Annotated in this window: 13 protein-coding genes; 5 read left to right on the top strand and 8 right to left on the bottom strand. The window is 42.9% G+C overall.

Features of this window, described 5'->3' with window-relative positions; all coding sequences use genetic code 11:
• Nucleotides 1–187 precede the first annotated feature (187 nt).
• Together A3K86_RS16000 and A3K86_RS16005 are read right to left on the bottom strand one after the other, a co-directional pair.
• Nucleotides 188–1684, bottom strand: coding sequence for a peptide MFS transporter (locus tag A3K86_RS16000; protein WP_068333324.1), 1497 nt, complete (start codon nucleotides 1682–1684; stop codon nucleotides 188–190).
• Nucleotides 1685–2153: 469 nt separating this feature from the next.
• Nucleotides 2154–4046 carry a methyl-accepting chemotaxis protein gene (locus A3K86_RS16005; protein WP_068333327.1) on the bottom strand — a complete coding sequence of 631 codons (1893 nt, stop codon included), beginning with the start codon at nucleotides 4044–4046 and terminating at the stop codon, nucleotides 2154–2156.
• Between the two features lie 244 nt (nucleotides 4047–4290).
• Between A3K86_RS16005 and A3K86_RS16010 the strand changes: the two genes are divergently transcribed.
• From A3K86_RS16010 to A3K86_RS16020, 3 genes are read left to right on the top strand one after another with little or no spacing between them, the layout of a single operon-like run.
• Nucleotides 4291–4653, top strand: coding sequence for a PepSY domain-containing protein (locus A3K86_RS16010; RefSeq protein ID WP_068333330.1), 363 nt, complete (start codon nucleotides 4291–4293; stop codon nucleotides 4651–4653).
• Nucleotides 4650–5312 carry a response regulator transcription factor gene (locus A3K86_RS16015; protein ID WP_068333333.1) on the top strand — a complete coding sequence of 221 codons (663 nt, stop codon included), beginning with the start codon at nucleotides 4650–4652 and terminating at the stop codon, nucleotides 5310–5312. Before A3K86_RS16010 ends, A3K86_RS16015 begins: the two co-directional genes overlap by 4 nt.
• A complete protein-coding gene (locus A3K86_RS16020; RefSeq protein WP_068333336.1) occupies nucleotides 5299–6645 on the top strand; it encodes an ATP-binding protein in 1347 nt (448 codons plus the stop codon). Before A3K86_RS16015 ends, A3K86_RS16020 begins: the two co-directional genes overlap by 14 nt.
• A 65-nt stretch (nucleotides 6646–6710) precedes the next feature.
• On the opposite strand, the gene A3K86_RS16025 is transcribed toward A3K86_RS16020, so the two are convergent.
• Nucleotides 6711–6950, bottom strand: a complete 240-nt coding sequence (locus A3K86_RS16025; protein WP_068333339.1) for a hypothetical protein — start codon at nucleotides 6948–6950, stop codon at nucleotides 6711–6713.
• Nucleotides 6951–7302: 352 nt separating this feature from the next.
• On the opposite strand from A3K86_RS16025, the gene A3K86_RS16030 reads away from it, so the two are divergent.
• A complete protein-coding gene (locus A3K86_RS16030; RefSeq protein WP_068333343.1) occupies nucleotides 7303–8949 on the top strand; it encodes an ABC-ATPase domain-containing protein in 1647 nt (548 codons plus the stop codon).
• A gap of 166 nt (nucleotides 8950–9115) precedes the next feature.
• Here A3K86_RS16030 and A3K86_RS16035 read toward each other — a convergent pair whose 3' ends face one another.
• The 5 genes from A3K86_RS16035 to A3K86_RS16055 form a co-directional block, all read right to left on the bottom strand.
• A complete protein-coding gene (locus A3K86_RS16035; protein WP_068333346.1) occupies nucleotides 9116–9772 on the bottom strand; it encodes a GNAT family N-acetyltransferase in 657 nt (218 codons plus the stop codon).
• A gap of 42 nt (nucleotides 9773–9814) precedes the next feature.
• Nucleotides 9815–11257, bottom strand: a complete 1443-nt coding sequence (locus tag A3K86_RS16040) for a flavin monoamine oxidase family protein (RefSeq protein WP_068333348.1) — start codon at nucleotides 11255–11257, stop codon at nucleotides 9815–9817.
• A 74-nt stretch (nucleotides 11258–11331) separates the two neighbouring features.
• The gene (locus A3K86_RS16045) at nucleotides 11332–12501 is read right to left on the bottom strand and encodes a sensor histidine kinase (RefSeq protein WP_162844318.1); all 1170 of its coding nucleotides are present in this window, start codon (nucleotides 12499–12501) and stop codon (nucleotides 11332–11334) included.
• A 119-nt stretch (nucleotides 12502–12620) separates the two neighbouring features.
• Nucleotides 12621–13295 (bottom strand): response regulator transcription factor, encoded by a 675-nt coding sequence (locus A3K86_RS16050; protein ID WP_068333354.1) that lies wholly within the window; start codon nucleotides 13293–13295, stop codon nucleotides 12621–12623.
• 94 nt (nucleotides 13296–13389) lie between these two features.
• Nucleotides 13390–14370: a GlxA family transcriptional regulator gene (locus tag A3K86_RS16055; RefSeq protein ID WP_068333357.1), complete on the bottom strand. Its 981-nt coding sequence runs from the start codon at nucleotides 14368–14370 to the stop codon at nucleotides 13390–13392.
• Between the two features lie 120 nt (nucleotides 14371–14490).
• Here A3K86_RS16055 and A3K86_RS16060 point away from each other — a divergent pair, with 120 nt between their 5' ends.
• The gene (locus A3K86_RS16060; protein WP_068333360.1) at nucleotides 14491–15285 is read left to right on the top strand and encodes an MBL fold metallo-hydrolase; all 795 of its coding nucleotides are present in this window, start codon (nucleotides 14491–14493) and stop codon (nucleotides 15283–15285) included.
• Nucleotides 15286–15347: the final 62 nt, after the last annotated feature.

Genomic DNA, 15347 nt, shown 5'->3' on the forward strand with positions numbered 1-15347 from the left:
TTACCTTTTACACTCATGAATAGATTCATCGATGTGAACCCGCGCATTCTCCTATGTTGTTTATTATTGTTCAACACTTGAAGTCATGCTCATGGCTTTTTTACCTTCCTTGCTTTTAATGAATAGATAAAAATAGAGCCCATTAGGGCTCTACAAACAATGGTGGGCTAATTAGGCTTACAAGCGATTAGCAAGCAATTGAGATATTACGTCTTCTCAGTGAGTTCTGCAGAACGTACATGACAAAACACAAACCTACCCCTGCAATGATCGCAATTTCACCCATGCTAAAGAAGTAATCAGCATAAGCGTGTAGCGAACCTATTTTATCAGTGCTGCCATGAGGCACAGCCACCAGCTTACCTAACTGACCAGAGATCAAATTAGACATAGATGATGCTAAATACCAAGCCCCCATCGCGAAGGCAATCATTTTAGGGTGGCAGTACAAACCAATCATAGAAAGACCAACCGCACTCACAAACAATTCAGCAATAGTTACCAGAAAGTATGACAACCCAACATAGTTCGCATTCACAATACCTGTATCGTAAGACTGAGTAGCACCAAACCAAAGTGCCATCATAGACACACCAGCCAATACAACCCCTACTGAGAACTGATAAGGAATAGTGAAGTTCTTATACTTGGTATAAAACTTAGGCAGCGCAGAACCAATTAATAAGATAATAAATGGGTTAATCATTTGAAATTGTGCTGCTGACAAACTAATACCCAGTAAAGATAAATCGGTATTATTCTTGGTGAACATCACCATGGTTGTCGCCATTTGGTTATAAAGCACGAAAAAGATAATAGCGACAACAATTAAAAAAGTAGCAACAAGTTGCTTGGTACGATCGTCGCCTGTTAATAAAAGCGTTCTGATACAGAAGGTAGAAATACCAGCGACACAACCAATACCAATGATGTAAGTACTCACATGAGGATTAAGATAAGCAAAGAAAGCAACTGCGTAGCCTGCAACCAAATAGCACACCACTGGGATGATTCTATCTATGGTCATTTTAGTTTTATCTTTGTCATCAATAACGTTGTCATACAGCTTATGCTTAGCCACGAAATTCAATGCCGCTAAAGCTTTACCAATAACAACAATACCTAAAACTGACATAACACCGTATTGGCTATCCATCAACATAGGTGCAATACCAATACCCACCAAAGAGCCAATATTGATAGACATGTAGTAGTAAGTCATACCGGATTTACTACCCACTTCATCCTGTTTGTAGATCTTACTGACTAGTGCCGATGAAGGTGAACCAACTAAAGCGTTAATGGCAGGCACTAAAGCATAAGCCGCGATAAATGCCGTGGTACCAAAGACATGTACGTAAGAACTACCTAAATACACAAGACCATAAGCAACGGCTAATAGCACAATCCCTAAAGTTATACCGCGTCTAAGTCCTAAGTACTTATCGATGATGAAACCCGCTAATATCGGCATCATATAGCCGATCGCTTGAGTAACCCCCATAAATTCATAGGCTTCTTTTTCTGTCATACCTAAACCATCTTTTACTAACGGCATCGTTAGGAAAAGAATGAAAATAGACATAATAGAATAAGAGGCAAACTGACCTAAGAAAGTAATGGTTGTTACATTGAATACCTGACTTTTTATAAGACTTTTATCTATCGAGTTCGTTGTGTCCACTTTGTTTACTACCTGAGCATTTAATTATGAACTTCTATTAATATCACACGTAACAAACAATCATAGTTATTAAAAATGAAATCTATACTTTAGTAATTAACCGCTATGAACATTAAAAACTTAATATAATTAAGTATCCGCACCCATAGTTAACATCACTATCAATAAGGGATGTGAATTCAATATTTCATTTAAACTCAGGTGCAAATATTTTTGTAATAAAAAGAAAGAAAACAATATTTTTTGCATCTACCAAGAATGAATAATGAGGGGATTTATTAAAGCTTCGTTATTAAAAAAGGTATTCGAATAAATTCCTATTGTAGAGCTAAGTTAAATATCTCCGATAAACAACCCCACACTGAAAAGTAATATAAAAACAAGAAAGCCCAACAGATGACGTTATAACCATCGTTGGGCTTTATCTGTTTTCAGGCTAGTACTAACCGCTATTTCGCTTCATCATCAACTAAAGCTTGTAGCGACGAACCTCCGCCTCTAGCTGATCAGCTAACACTTTCAAGTCCTCTGCTTGACGAGCAGCGGCGATTGCATCACTTGCCATCTTGTTCGCCACTTCTTGAACACCTTCCGTATTACGGCTAATTTCAGCAGTAACACTCGATTGCTCTTCAGCCGCAGACGCGATTTGCGTCGACATATCGTTAATCACGCTAATCTGACCCGCGATGTCTTCAATACAAGTCCCCGCTTGATCAACATCTTGCACACTGGTTTCAGCCAACTGATGGCTATCTGACATCACATCCACCGCTTGTTTAGTGGTTGATTGCAGTGTCTCGATCATGCCTTGGATTTCTTCTGTCGAGGTATGAGTACGTTGCGAAAGTACACGTACTTCATCGGCTACCACAGCAAAACCGCGACCTTGTTCGCCAGCACGTGCCGCTTCAATCGCAGCATTAAGCGCCAACAGATTAGTTTGCTCTGCGATATCACGAATCGTTGCCAAAATTGAGCTGATCTTCATGGCATGTTCATTCAAGTGCTCAATAATGTTCACCGCGCTGTTAACTTCATTGGCAAGATTACCAATTGAAGATTGGCTCTGCTGCATTTGGCTATGACCCGTTTGCGATAAGCCCACCGCTTGCTCAGCACTTTTCGCGGTGTTTTCCGCATTATTAGCGATCTCTTGGGTAGCACTTGCCATTTCAGCCACTGCCGTCGCAACCATAGTTATTTCATCTTGTTGATGACGAATACTATCGCTGCGCTCAGCGGCTGAACTTGCCGTTTGTGCTGCCGCATGATTTAACTGCTCGGTAATATCACGCAATTTCGCCGCCATATCATGCTGACGAGAAACAAACTGATTAAAGTTACTCGCTAGCTTACCAATGTCATCGTCGGTTTTAACATCAATACGTACTGTTAAATCGCCTTCACCAGTGGCGATATCCGCCAGCGCATCAGACACTGTATTCAGCTCGCGCAGTTGATGCGTCAGCAGCCAAGCAACAAAAACTGAAACCAACAACATGATCACCAAGCCAATCATCACTTGGTTAAATAGCAAATCACGCAGTGGCGCTTCTAAGGTTTGTTGATCCATCACCAAGGTGATCGCCCACGAGGTATTTGGCACAGGCGTTACCACAACCGCTTTCTCTACCCCATTGATCTGAGTGAAGAAGAAGTGATCGCGTGCAATCTCACGGTTAAGACTATCAGCACTAAAATCAGCACCAATGTCAGTCAGTGGTTTAAGTTGCATCTCCTCATTCGGGTGAGCCACCACAATTTGATCACGAAGATCTAGCAACATTGCGTAACCATCGCCAGGTACAGAGATGTTCAGAACATCTTTTACTAGCTCACCAATCGCTAAGTTCGATGCGGCAACACCCACGATTTGCCCATTCTCAAACACCGGATTTGCCAGCGTTACCACCAAGGTTTGCATGGTATGGCTCACATACGGTTTAGTCGTAATAGGTTGGCGTGCAGAAAAGGCTTCTTTATACCAACCGCGAGAGCGAGGATCGTACCCTGCTTTATTCAACGACGGATCATGACGGTGCATCACACCTTGCTGGGTGCCGTAGTAACTTAAACCGAAGTCACCCGCGACCAAAGTTTGTTTAAGGTGAGAAACGATATCGAGCTGCGGATCACGCTCAATCGATTCTTTTAACGCCTCAATGGCATTTTGGCGACTTTTAAACCAATCGCCGATCCCTTTACTGTATGCGGTTGCTGTATTAAAACTTTCGCTACGAATTGCAGACCATGCTTGTTCTTTCATGCTTTGGTATGAAAACCAGCCAACAACTAGAATTGTCACAAAAATCAAGGATAAACTTGATAAAACTAACTTCTTCTTCAAAGATAACTGCATAATGTCCCTTATTATTATCCATGCATGTATTCATAAGGGATAATAATGATTTACTTTATAAGTTTCGGGACGCATATCAAACAAATCTAATTGCATAATACTGCATGCCGAAAAAATGTTCATTTAGGGTTCACTTTCTGCCAGATATACTGCTTTTATCAATGCTTAAACACTGCCACCAGCACATTGCTGTCGCAAACACGAGTAATTAGCATCAACTTAGGCACTATCGGCGGAGGTTGTTATGAGGATAATCACCATCATCAAATCACTGACTCTCAGCGCGTTACTGTGTTGGTCGGTTATCGCCAACGCAGCGCCAAACAGTCCGCGCTTAGAAATAGATGAAGATCACGATGACGTGATCGAAGCGGTAGAGAAAGGGTTAATCCAACCATTTTCTGCATTGCAAAATACCGTTGCCGATCAACTTCATGGTCGGATCATCAAAGTAGAATTAGAAGAAGATGACGATATTTGGATTTATGAGCTAAAACTACTCGATCCACAAAACAATATTGTCAAAGTCGAATACGACGCTCGTACCCTATCGATAATTAAAATTTCAGGGCGTCAATTAGAAAAAATTATCAAAGGCACACAATGAAAATTTTAGTGGTGGAAGACGAACAAACCCTTGGTAACCAAATCGTTGAAGGTTTAGAACAAAACGGCTGGGTTGCCGAGCTTTCCGGTGACGGTATTGACGCGCTCTACCGTGCAACCTCTGAACCTTGGGATGCCATTGTACTCGATTTAGGTTTACCCAAATTAGACGGCCTGACCGTGCTAAAAGGCATTCGCGATGAAAATGTGAATACGCCTGTTGTGATCTTAAGCGCGCGTAACGAACTCACCCAACGCGTTGAAGGTCTTAACGCTGGCGCTGATGATTACCTCACTAAGCCTTTCCAAATGGTTGAGCTGATTGCCCGTCTACGTGCGCAGCTTCGTCGCGCTTCCGGCAATGCATCTCCTGTGATTCAAGTAGGCGACTTAAGCCTAGATACCCGCACCTCAAAAGTGATGTGGCAAGGGCAAGCGATTGATTTAACTGCACTTGAATTCAAAGTGTTGGCTTACCTAATGCACAACACTGATAAAGTTATTTCCCGCTCTGAACTGGTTGAACACATTTACAAACAAGACTTCGACCGCGACTCGAATACCATTGAAGTGTTCATTGGTCGTATTCGCCGCAAGATTGGTGGTGATGTGATCAAGACAGTGCGCGGTTTGGGATACCGCATCAATGCTGATAGCTAACATGCTTAAACCTTCAAGCTTACGCAGCCGCTTACTCTTTGCGGCTGCACTTTGGCTTTTTCTGATTGTCGCGGCGGCAGGTTATATTGTGCCGAACTTCATTCACAACTACCTCGTCGACCAAGAGAAATCTCAGCTCTATCTCTATTTAGATGAAGTCACCGCCCTTGCCGATACCGATGCTAACGGCAAAATCACATTATCGGGTACCATGTCGAACCCAAGGTTTCAATCACCTTATAGCGGTTTGTATTGGTCACTGACTTCAAACAATGCCCAACTACGTTCTCGCTCTTTGTGGGACAGCCGCATTACCGGTGATGAAGAAGAAGGCTACCGAGGGCCAAATCAGCAAGATCTCCTTACCGTAAGTCGTAATATCTATTTGCCTGATTTAGATGATCCTGTGTCTCTCATCATCGCAATTGATAAAAGTCGCCTCAACCAAACCATCAAAGAGCTAAACCACGGTTTGTGGTTGCTACTGTTAGTCATGGCTATTGGTGTATTAACCCTCACTTGGCTGCAAGTGAGCTGGTCATTACTGCCACTTAAAAAGCTGCGCACCAATTTAAAGCAGGTTCGTGAAGGTGAGACCACAGAGCTAAAAGACAATTACCCAACGGAAGTACAACCCGTCATTGATGATTTGAACGCCCTGCTGTTCCATTATCAAGAACTGCTTGAACGCGCTCGAAACCAATCGGGGAATTTATCTCATGCCCTCAAAACACCGATCGCAATTTTGAACAATGAAGTCACAGTGTTACCTGATGATGCTAAAGCGAAGTTAGTACCTGCTATCAACCAGTTACAGCAGCACATTGATTATCATCTTGGTCGTGCTCGTATGGCTGGCGCTGCCAATATCCTCGCGGCTAAAACCGCACCTTCACCGCGCATTGATGCTATTTCTCTTGCGATGGACAAAGTTTACAGCCATCGCGAAGTGATTTTAGTCAATGAAGTGGAAAGCGATGTATTGGTGGCAGTCGAAGCTCGCGATCTCGATGAAATCATCGGAAACTTGATTGAAAATAGCTACAAGTGGGCAAAGAGTCTAATCCGCGTGTATCTTGCTCCACATGATGATAAAGACAACCAACTGTTGATTCATCTTGTGATTGAAGATGACGGACCCGGAATTGATGAGGCAGGTTGTAAAGAAGTGTTGAAGCGTGGAGTACGCTTAGATGAAACCACACCAGGCACAGGCTTAGGACTCAACATTGCCAACGAACTCACTCACAGTTACCGTGGTGAATTGACCTTATCGCGCAGTCAACTTGGTGGTTTGCGAGTGGATCTATTATTACCGATACCCAGAGGGTAACAAAGGTTATTACGAGGTGGTGTCATGGCACCGCCTCTCGTTTTCATTGAAATTTTGCAAAGATATCAAACAGGCCAGATCGTCAGATTTACAATACGCAGCACCACACCCAGCACAAAGCTAGCAACCCCTAAGCGATACCAGCGGTACTCGGCAATATCCATCCCGACGCGCTTATAAAACATGGTAAGTACCCCAAGCCAGTTTTGAGTGCGTTGCCCAAACTGGGCCATACTTTTGATAATCATCAGAACACCAAGACTTAACAACACGATTTCTGCAACGACTAAGCTAGTTTGTAGCATGGTAACCCCTTAGTATCTGAACTATATCTGATAACTATGATGCTTTTACTGTACTTTCAGCATACGATACCTTCCGTACACCACAATTAGACCTTAGTCGGTCAAAGCAGTTGAATATCCACCTCGACTCTCTATTACCTCAAGCTACCCACCCTATTTGGCATCTAGGTCTAAAATAGCATCATGCGATAACAAACCAGTCTTGTGGGCAATTTCCGTGCTTGGCTACAGTGAATAACGTCAATCAGCTCGGTTGAATTCAATGAATTACCTTAAAAGCTGCATGCTTATTTCACTGGTTTGGTGTAGTATCGCGTCCCCGGAAATGAACAACTATTGATATCGAGGCAACATGCAACTTCTCGAAGCCAAATTACACAAAATTGATCGACACAACTATCGTAGCTATTCAAGCCTACGTGGCGAATACCACTTCGTTGACTTCGACTTTTATATCGATATCACTCAAGCCGACCCTTATGCGCCCGCTTCACGTGTGCGCGCACGTCGTGCATGGTCGCTAACCGATCTTGCTTGGCTAAAAGACCAGTCAGCTGACTACCAACGTGCTGCTCGTGATTTCATTGCTCGTGCATTTGCCGATCTCGCGCAACAAGAGAATGCGATTCGAATCGACCGTCCGGGTCAAACCATTCTTGATCGCACTGCGGTTGTTTTTGACGATGAAGGCATCGAACTTCGTTTCCGCATCAACTTGCCTTCAGATGGTCGCACCATCATTGCTAAGAAAACAGCAAACCTACTGACGTTCACCATGCCTAAGATTATCCGTCGTGCCACTATTGCACGTGAACTGGATATCGAAGCGCTAAAACGTCACTGTGAAGCAGTAGAAGACCAAGTTGCGCTACGTCGCCAGCTTAAAGAACATAACCTATTAGCTTTCGTGGCTGATAACAGTGTGCTGCCGCGTCTAGCAGGTAACAACGATTCACCACTTGCCGACGCAGTACCATTTACGTCTCCTGAATCACTGGCTATCGAACTAGAAGCACCGCACAAAGGTAAGATCCGCGGTATGGGCGTACCAACAGGTATCACCATGATTGTTGGTGGTGGTTTCCACGGTAAATCGACTCTACTTAACGCTATTGAAAGCTCTGTATTCGACCACGTTCCGGGCGATGGTCGTGAATACATTGTGACCGATGAAACCGCTGCGAAAATTCGAGCTGAAGACGGCCGTTGTGTACATGGTGTTGATTTGTCGCCGTACATTTCAAACCTACCTATGGGCAAAGACACTGCGTCTTTCAGCTCACAAAATGCATCAGGCTCAACCTCGCAAGCAGCATGGCTACAAGAATCTATCGAAGCGGGTGCGCGTGCCCTGCTGATCGATGAAGATACCTCAGCGTCTAACTTCATGATCCGTGATGAGCGTATGCAAGCTCTGATTGCTAAAAACGATGAGCCAATCACCCCACTGGTTGACCGTGTATCACTACTGCGTGATCAACTAAACTTATCGGTACTATTGGTGATGGGCGGCTCTGGCGACTACCTAGATGTGGCTGACACTGTGATTCAAATGCACAACTACCAAGCCATTGACGTAACAGAAAAAGCAAAAGAAGTAGTAGCGACTCACCCAACACGCCGCACACTTGAAGGCACCGAGACACTACAACGCCCTCGCACACGTCAAATCAACCGTGCTGCATTAAAAGCACTATTAGAAGACGGTAAATTCCGTGTTCAAGTGAAAGATAAATCTGCAATGCGCTTTGGTCGTGAGTTGATCGATCTACAAGCCCTTGAGCAAGTAGCAGATTCAAGCCAGCTACACACTGTGGGTTGGTTATGGTTCCAACTGGCGCAAGGTAAAGGCTGGGAGAAAAACCCAAGCAAAGCCTTCGACCAAATGCTTGGCGAAAGCTGGTACAGCATGATGCCAAACTACGGTGACTTAGCGAAACCTCGCGTTATCGAAGTGATGGCTGTACTAAACCGCATGCGTAAAGCTGAATTTAAGTAAGCAATCCAGAAGTGCCTCAATTTATCTCAATACGAAATAAATTGTGGAATAAATAAAAAGCGGCTCGGTAATTTCCGAGCCGCTTTTTTGATCCTAAACCAATTCTTGATTAAATCGTCACACCACTTGCAATCAGTCAGTGTGCAAACTCTTCACAACAACTTATTCAGGTGGGTATCTCAAGATAAAAAATCATCCCATCGTCAGCTTTATCAACATGGTCCACTGTTATTTTTTCTGACGTGAACTTCTTATGGATCTTGAAACCGTATTTTTGATAGAAAAAGTAATCGCATTCGATATCTGTCCATAGAAATGTTGACTCTATATCATTGTTTTTACAATAAACCATATAACGGTCCATCAACATCCGTCCTAGCCCTTTTCCTTTTAATTCTGGGCTTACAATGAACAAATTAATTTCACTGTCAAACAACTCAGCGTCTTGTTCTCCCAGTTTATCGTTTTGAACAAATCGAGCGAACTCACGCTGTGCTTGTTTAAGCTCACCAAAAGCACCTTGTTTAAGCTTTTGGTTCTTCCACTTGTTAATTTTCCTATCTTCGCGAATGTGGAATAACTCTTTAATGAAGGAGGTTTTCTCTTTAGAAGCAAACAATACCCCTTTCACATTCTCTTGCCGATCAACAATGATATCTAAATGATCATTCCAATTTAGGCACATTTTAAGGTAATAAGCATATACAAGCTCATCATCTGTAATGGCTTCAAAACCAGCATGTAAATTCCAAGTCGCTTTTACAAGGCTAACGCAGCTATCAAAATATGATGGTTCATACCTTTTAAAAAATAAACTATTCACAACACACCTCAACTTCCAATTTTTATCATGTCACTAATAGTTTTATTGCTGCATAGCTTGTTTTGCAGCTTCATCTCCAGAGCTAAAAGCCGCTTCAATCGTGGGATATTTCATGTAGTCTCCTGCGAGATAAACACCATTGAAACTCTTTCTTAATGTCGCAAGACGCGAATAAGCTCCCGGCGTCATGACTGGATAAGCATATTTGAAGCGCTTGATATCATAACCAGTAACTTTCTGTTTGATGTTTGGAATAACTTTCGATAACTCATCGTAAGTCGTTGCCATAAGCTGTTCATCTGTTAATGCCAATAGCGATGTATCTGCCGCACTTTTCGGAGCAAGGTAGGCGCTTGCAATGAACTCCTTCACCGTTTTCAGCTCTGGATTATAATGACGTTCAACCCAAGTTGAATCATACAAATCAGTCACCACCTCACCATCTAAGATCGCCAAATCAAACGCTTGGTCAAATATCGGTGTCTTTGAAAACAGTGCTATCGTGACGTACTGTGCATACTTCACTTGTGACAATAATGTTTTTTGCTGCGCAGTCAGTACATCTTTCGCAATCCAAGCTGCAATTGGAGCAGGTGTGGCAACAATGACTTTTTTCGTCAAGACGACAGATTCTTTTTTTGTTTGGCGATCAGGCAAAGATTGAATAAAAGTGACTTGGTATTTATCTCCTACTTTAGCCACCTTAGTCACCTCACTATTCAAGCGAAGACGCGAGCCCAAACTTTTGGCGATGGTATCTGTAATAAGACTAATACCCTGCTTGGTTGTCCACGAACCCGATTCATCTGATGGCATTAATAGTTCGCTATACGAATACGTATCTAAATAATCAAAAGCCACCTCAGGTAACACACTCAAGGCTGAAATGTCATTAAGGTTGGCACCAAACAAGCCACGCGCCATCACGTCATAACGACGCTGGATAAATGGATCGACCTTATTGTCGTCAAACCATTGCTTGGCCGTTATATTATCTAGTGCTTTTAACTCCGCCTTCGACAACATCCGCAAGTTACTTTTTAACACATGCAGGAAGTGCTTAAATTGTTTTTCACCTGAGACTTTATCAGTCAGCAGCGCTACTTTGTCGCTGCCAACGTGCATTTTTCCTTGGTAAAAACTTGCATCCATTGGCGTCGGAATTTCCACCATAGGAATATTGAGCTTGTTAACAATATTTCTTAAAGCACCGTACGGTTCACCTAAATATTCAGTGCCTTTAGCGTAATGGAACTGCCCTTTTCGACCATTTTCAGCAATACCACCAACGCGATGATTTTTCTCTAAGATCAAAAAATCTTGCTTCGCTTCATTCAGCGTGAACGCAGCAGAAAGCCCAGCAGCACCCGCTCCCACCACGATATAGTCATATTCCTTTTGTTTGGCATTGACATCGGCATTGACGTTAGCGGAAAGCAACAGTCCGCCGACAATCACAGCAACTAACTTAGATACCTTTTTCATTTCAGCCCCTCTTTCTCATCATTTTTTGTCGTAATGAGAATACACGCGGGGCGGTTATCAACCGGTTATCAAAATCAGAAACGCAAACTTGCTGTTACCGTGTCAGCATCTGTTTCCATCTCATAGCGGTAATGTACCTTGTCGCAAATTTTTTCGACTAAATACAAGCCAATACCATAAGACTCATAATCTTGTTCGCTCTCGTCACTGTCCACAGGATTCACAATAGTAAAAAGACGATCTGCCACTACAATCCTAATCTGACCTTGATGTGAATATTGAAACGCATTACGGATTAAGTTTTCAAACAACAACTGAAGAACATTATCGTTCGCAATAATTTCAGCACCGTCATCAATATTGACGATATCTAAATCCACGCTTTTGTCTTGCAGCAAGTAACGATTATCTTCAATGACTCTATGCACCACTGACGATAGATTTACGGTTTCGGTAGGCAAAGATGCATCGTTTTTTCGCGATAGCCATAACAGCGTTTGTACCAATTTTTTCATATTGGTCACGGCGTACATAATACGCGCCGTTGCACGCTCCGCGCCTTGGCTTAATTTTGCATCTTGATTGGTATTAACCTTTTGAGTGGCTATCACTCGCTCCATCAACTCAACACTCGATAGAATAATTGCGATAGGCGTCCTGAGTTCATGGCTCAGCGTACGTAAGAAAAATTCCTCACGTTTAATAAATTCTTTTTGTTGCTCGCGATTTGTCTCAACACGCTCAACAATTCGATTCAGCTCTTTATACTTAAGTTCTTTTTCTGCCGGTATTTGCACTTGCTCTGAATGCGTGATCCAATGAAACATTCTTTCAACCGGGTTTAGCAAGCGCCAATATAAGATGGATGTAAAAGCGATGATCGTCACGAGGATAAGTATCAAACCAAAGGAGATCAAAACAAGATTTCCCCTTTGAATTTTGTCGTCGTATTTTATTTCATTTTCTAAATCATCTAAGTAATTCAATACGATATAAACGTGCTTACCAAGATGTTCGATAGGATATTTCATGGCATAGATGTAACGCTTATTGCCCTCATCATCCACTACATATCGCTCAAGCATCTGACGATTTTTCATTTCAGACCACCTAAAGTGCGTTTTTAGGTACGCCGGCATCTCATCAATATCGTTATAAATAGTCAGCATGCCGCTGTCCGTCGATGGTGGCAAAACGCCAGTTTCATCCACCGCTTGTGCCAATAACGCCCCTTGGTAAATCATGGTGTTTCGCGTATCCGTGCTAATTCCATAATTCACATTAATGAACATTAACGACGCGAATAACAAGATAAGTAGCACCACAAACAAGCTCAGCAGCTTAACCACTTCGCGCTTAATGCTCAGCATGAATGCTCTCTCCTCAGTACGAAACCAACTTTAGGAACCGATTGGATCAAAGAAAAGGCAAAAGGCTTATCGACAGACTGGCGTAACTTATGAATTTGCACTTTAAGGTTATTCGTACTGATTTCATCGCCCCACACTTCTTGCTCCAGCTCCTCCCTTGTCACCACTGCCGGACTCCGCTGAGCAAGCACTAATAATATCTTCCAGCTTTGAGGGGAAAGTATTAATGATGTATCGCCACGGTAAGCTTGGTGGTTATCAAGATCTAACGTTAAGTCTTCAATCTGAATTCGAGTGGCAACTTTACCTTTACTGCGCTTAACCAAGGCATGAAGCCTGGCGTACAATTCCGCCATCGCAAAAGGTTTAGTGATGTAATCGTCAGTACCGACATTAAAGCCTTCGAGCTTATCATCGAGCGAATCACGGGCGGTCATCATTAAAACAGGGGTTGAAATACCACGCTCACGTAATGCTTTGCAGACGGAAAACCCATTTAATTTGGGCAACATAATATCTAATAAAATCACATCATAAGCGTTTTCTGTCGCCAGCTTCAGCCCTGACTCACCGTTATATGCGTAATCCAATTCGATATCATCTAACGCAAGGTAATCACTTAACGCCGAGGCGAGCACCTTGTCATCTTCAATCATCAAAACAATCATTTATTAACTCAACTCTGGCTATTTTATCTTTTGCAAAGATAGCATAAGCAAGGTTATCGCTAAGTTATTAGCTATCAACCATTTACTTAGCATGCTAAGGCGTAACAGGTGCGGTACCGCTAAAGGTTGTTCGCCATTGCATTGGAGTGATCTGAAACGCGGTTTTAAAATGCTTGCGGTATACACTTTCAGACCCAAAGCCTGATAGCTCAGCAACTTGCGAAATTGAGTAGTTTGAGCTTTCGAGCAACTGCTGACTAAGTTTAAGACGCTGATCTAATAACCAATGGTTAAAAGTACAGCCATAAGCCGCTTTGAACTGACGTGTAAAGGTGCGTCGACTCATCGCACATTGCGCAGCTAAACTATCAATACTGTGAGCTTGGTTAATGGCTTTTTCCACTTGATCAATAACTTGCGTTAAGCTGGTTACTTTTTCAGGACGTGCTGCTATCGGGCTAGGAATGTATTGCTGCTGACCGCCCGATCGAAACGGTGCTGTCACCATGACTCTTGCCAGTTGATTGGCTAACTCACTCCCGCACAATCGTCGAATAATTTGCAAACAACAATCTAGCGACGCCGCTGTTCCTGCGGATGTGATCAGCTGGTCATGTTCAATAAATAACGGCTGGCTATCAAACTCGACTTTAGGAAAACGCGTTCGAAACGCCTCTGAAAAAGCCCAATGCGTGGTTGCTGTTTTTCCATCTAACAACCCTGTTTCTGCGATAACAAAAGCGCCCAAACACAAGCCCACCAACATTGCCCCTCGAGCATGTGCATGTACTAATCGCTCGCGTAATTCAGCGGGTACTGGCGGTAACGAATTCGGCCAACTCGGTACTATCACAATATCGGCAGCATCGAGAATATCGAGCCCTTCATCAACCACAATGCCAAAGCCTGATCCGGTGGAAATTTCCCGCTGATGCAAACTGCAAAGACTAAGCTCAAACATGGGTTGGCGATCAATAAAAGCGTCTTGAAATACCAAACAAGGTACAGACAAATGAAAAGCACTGATCCCTTCAAAAGCGACCAAAGCGACTTTTTTAACTGATGATTTACCCATATTGACCCAATTTGCGCGTTTAGTGTCCTTTAGGACAGTTTTGCACAGCTAAAGCCTATTGCAAACTAGATGACACTGAATCTTTGTTGTTAAGTATTGTTCAATAAAAGGCTGGTTAAAATGAAAATACACCACTTACGTAGCGCAACTTTTGTTATTGAATCTGGCGAACATTTTATTTTGATCGACCCTATGCTGGGCGAAAAAGGTTCCTTACCACCTTTTTCTATGGTCCGCTTTAAGTTAGAGCGCAATCCAACCGTCGACTTACCTGATAATGCCGAACGTCTACTGAGTAAAGTCACCCACGCCTTGATTACTCATAGCCAAACTTTCGGATTTAAACCCCTTCAACACAGCGATCATTTAGATCCCGCAGGTGAACGCTTTTTAATTGAGAAGAATATTCCTGTTATCACACCTCTCAAAGACAAAAGTTATTTAGAAAAATACGGTATCACCGTTTCCCACGGCATTGATGACTGGCAAACCCTAGACTTTCTTGATGGCCAAATCACCGCAATACCGGCACAGCACGGGCACGGTTGGATCCACAAAATGATGGCAAATGGCAGCGGTTTCTTTTTAGCGCTACCAAACGAACCGTCTATTTATATCAGTGGTGATACTGTACTAACTGAAAATGTAAAACGTGCTCTTACCGAATTAAAACCTGATATTACTGTGGTCGCCGCTGGGCAAGCACAGATGGATGTCGGTCAACCTCTATTGATGCCAACCGATGAAGTCATGGAGTTCATTAAACTGTCACCGGGGCAAGTTATCGCTAATCATATGGAAGCTTTAAACCACTGCCCTGTCGACCGACCAACGCTTCGCCAATCACTACAAGCGCAAAATTTAAGTGAGAAAGTCTTCATTCCGAGCGATGGTGATGTTCTTGAATTTGCTTAAAACCAATGAAAGATAAAAAAGGGGAGCCAATTCGGCTCCCTTTTGCTTTAGTACAATAATGA

Source organism: Photobacterium jeanii (genome assembly GCF_001650345.1).
Lineage (GTDB): Bacteria > Pseudomonadota > Gammaproteobacteria > Enterobacterales > Vibrionaceae > Photobacterium > Photobacterium jeanii.

Excerpts from the sequence above, each read along its gene's own strand:
- A3K86_RS16005 (WP_068333327.1), bottom strand. The coding sequence starts at position 4,046 with ATGCAGTTATCTTTGAAGAAGAAGTTAGTTTTATCAAGTTTATCCTTG.
- A3K86_RS16010 (WP_068333330.1), top strand. The coding sequence starts at position 4,291 with ATGAGGATAATCACCATCATCAAATCACTGACTCTCAGCGCGTTACTG.
- A3K86_RS16015 (WP_068333333.1), top strand. The coding sequence starts at position 4,650 with ATGAAAATTTTAGTGGTGGAAGACGAACAAACCCTTGGTAACCAAATC.
- A3K86_RS16020 (WP_068333336.1), top strand. The coding sequence starts at position 5,299 with ATGCTGATAGCTAACATGCTTAAACCTTCAAGCTTACGCAGCCGCTTA.
- A3K86_RS16025 (WP_068333339.1), bottom strand. The coding sequence starts at position 6,950 with ATGCTACAAACTAGCTTAGTCGTTGCAGAAATCGTGTTGTTAAGTCTT.
- A3K86_RS16030 (WP_068333343.1), top strand. The coding sequence starts at position 7,303 with ATGCAACTTCTCGAAGCCAAATTACACAAAATTGATCGACACAACTAT.
- A3K86_RS16040 (WP_068333348.1), bottom strand. The coding sequence starts at position 11,257 with ATGAAAAAGGTATCTAAGTTAGTTGCTGTGATTGTCGGCGGACTGTTG.
- A3K86_RS16045 (WP_162844318.1), bottom strand. The coding sequence starts at position 12,501 with ATGATTTACCAAGGGGCGTTATTGGCACAAGCGGTGGATGAAACTGGC.
- A3K86_RS16050 (WP_068333354.1), bottom strand. The coding sequence starts at position 13,295 with ATGATTGTTTTGATGATTGAAGATGACAAGGTGCTCGCCTCGGCGTTA.
- A3K86_RS16055 (WP_068333357.1), bottom strand. The coding sequence starts at position 14,370 with ATGGGTAAATCATCAGTTAAAAAAGTCGCTTTGGTCGCTTTTGAAGGG.
- A3K86_RS16060 (WP_068333360.1), top strand. The coding sequence starts at position 14,491 with ATGAAAATACACCACTTACGTAGCGCAACTTTTGTTATTGAATCTGGC.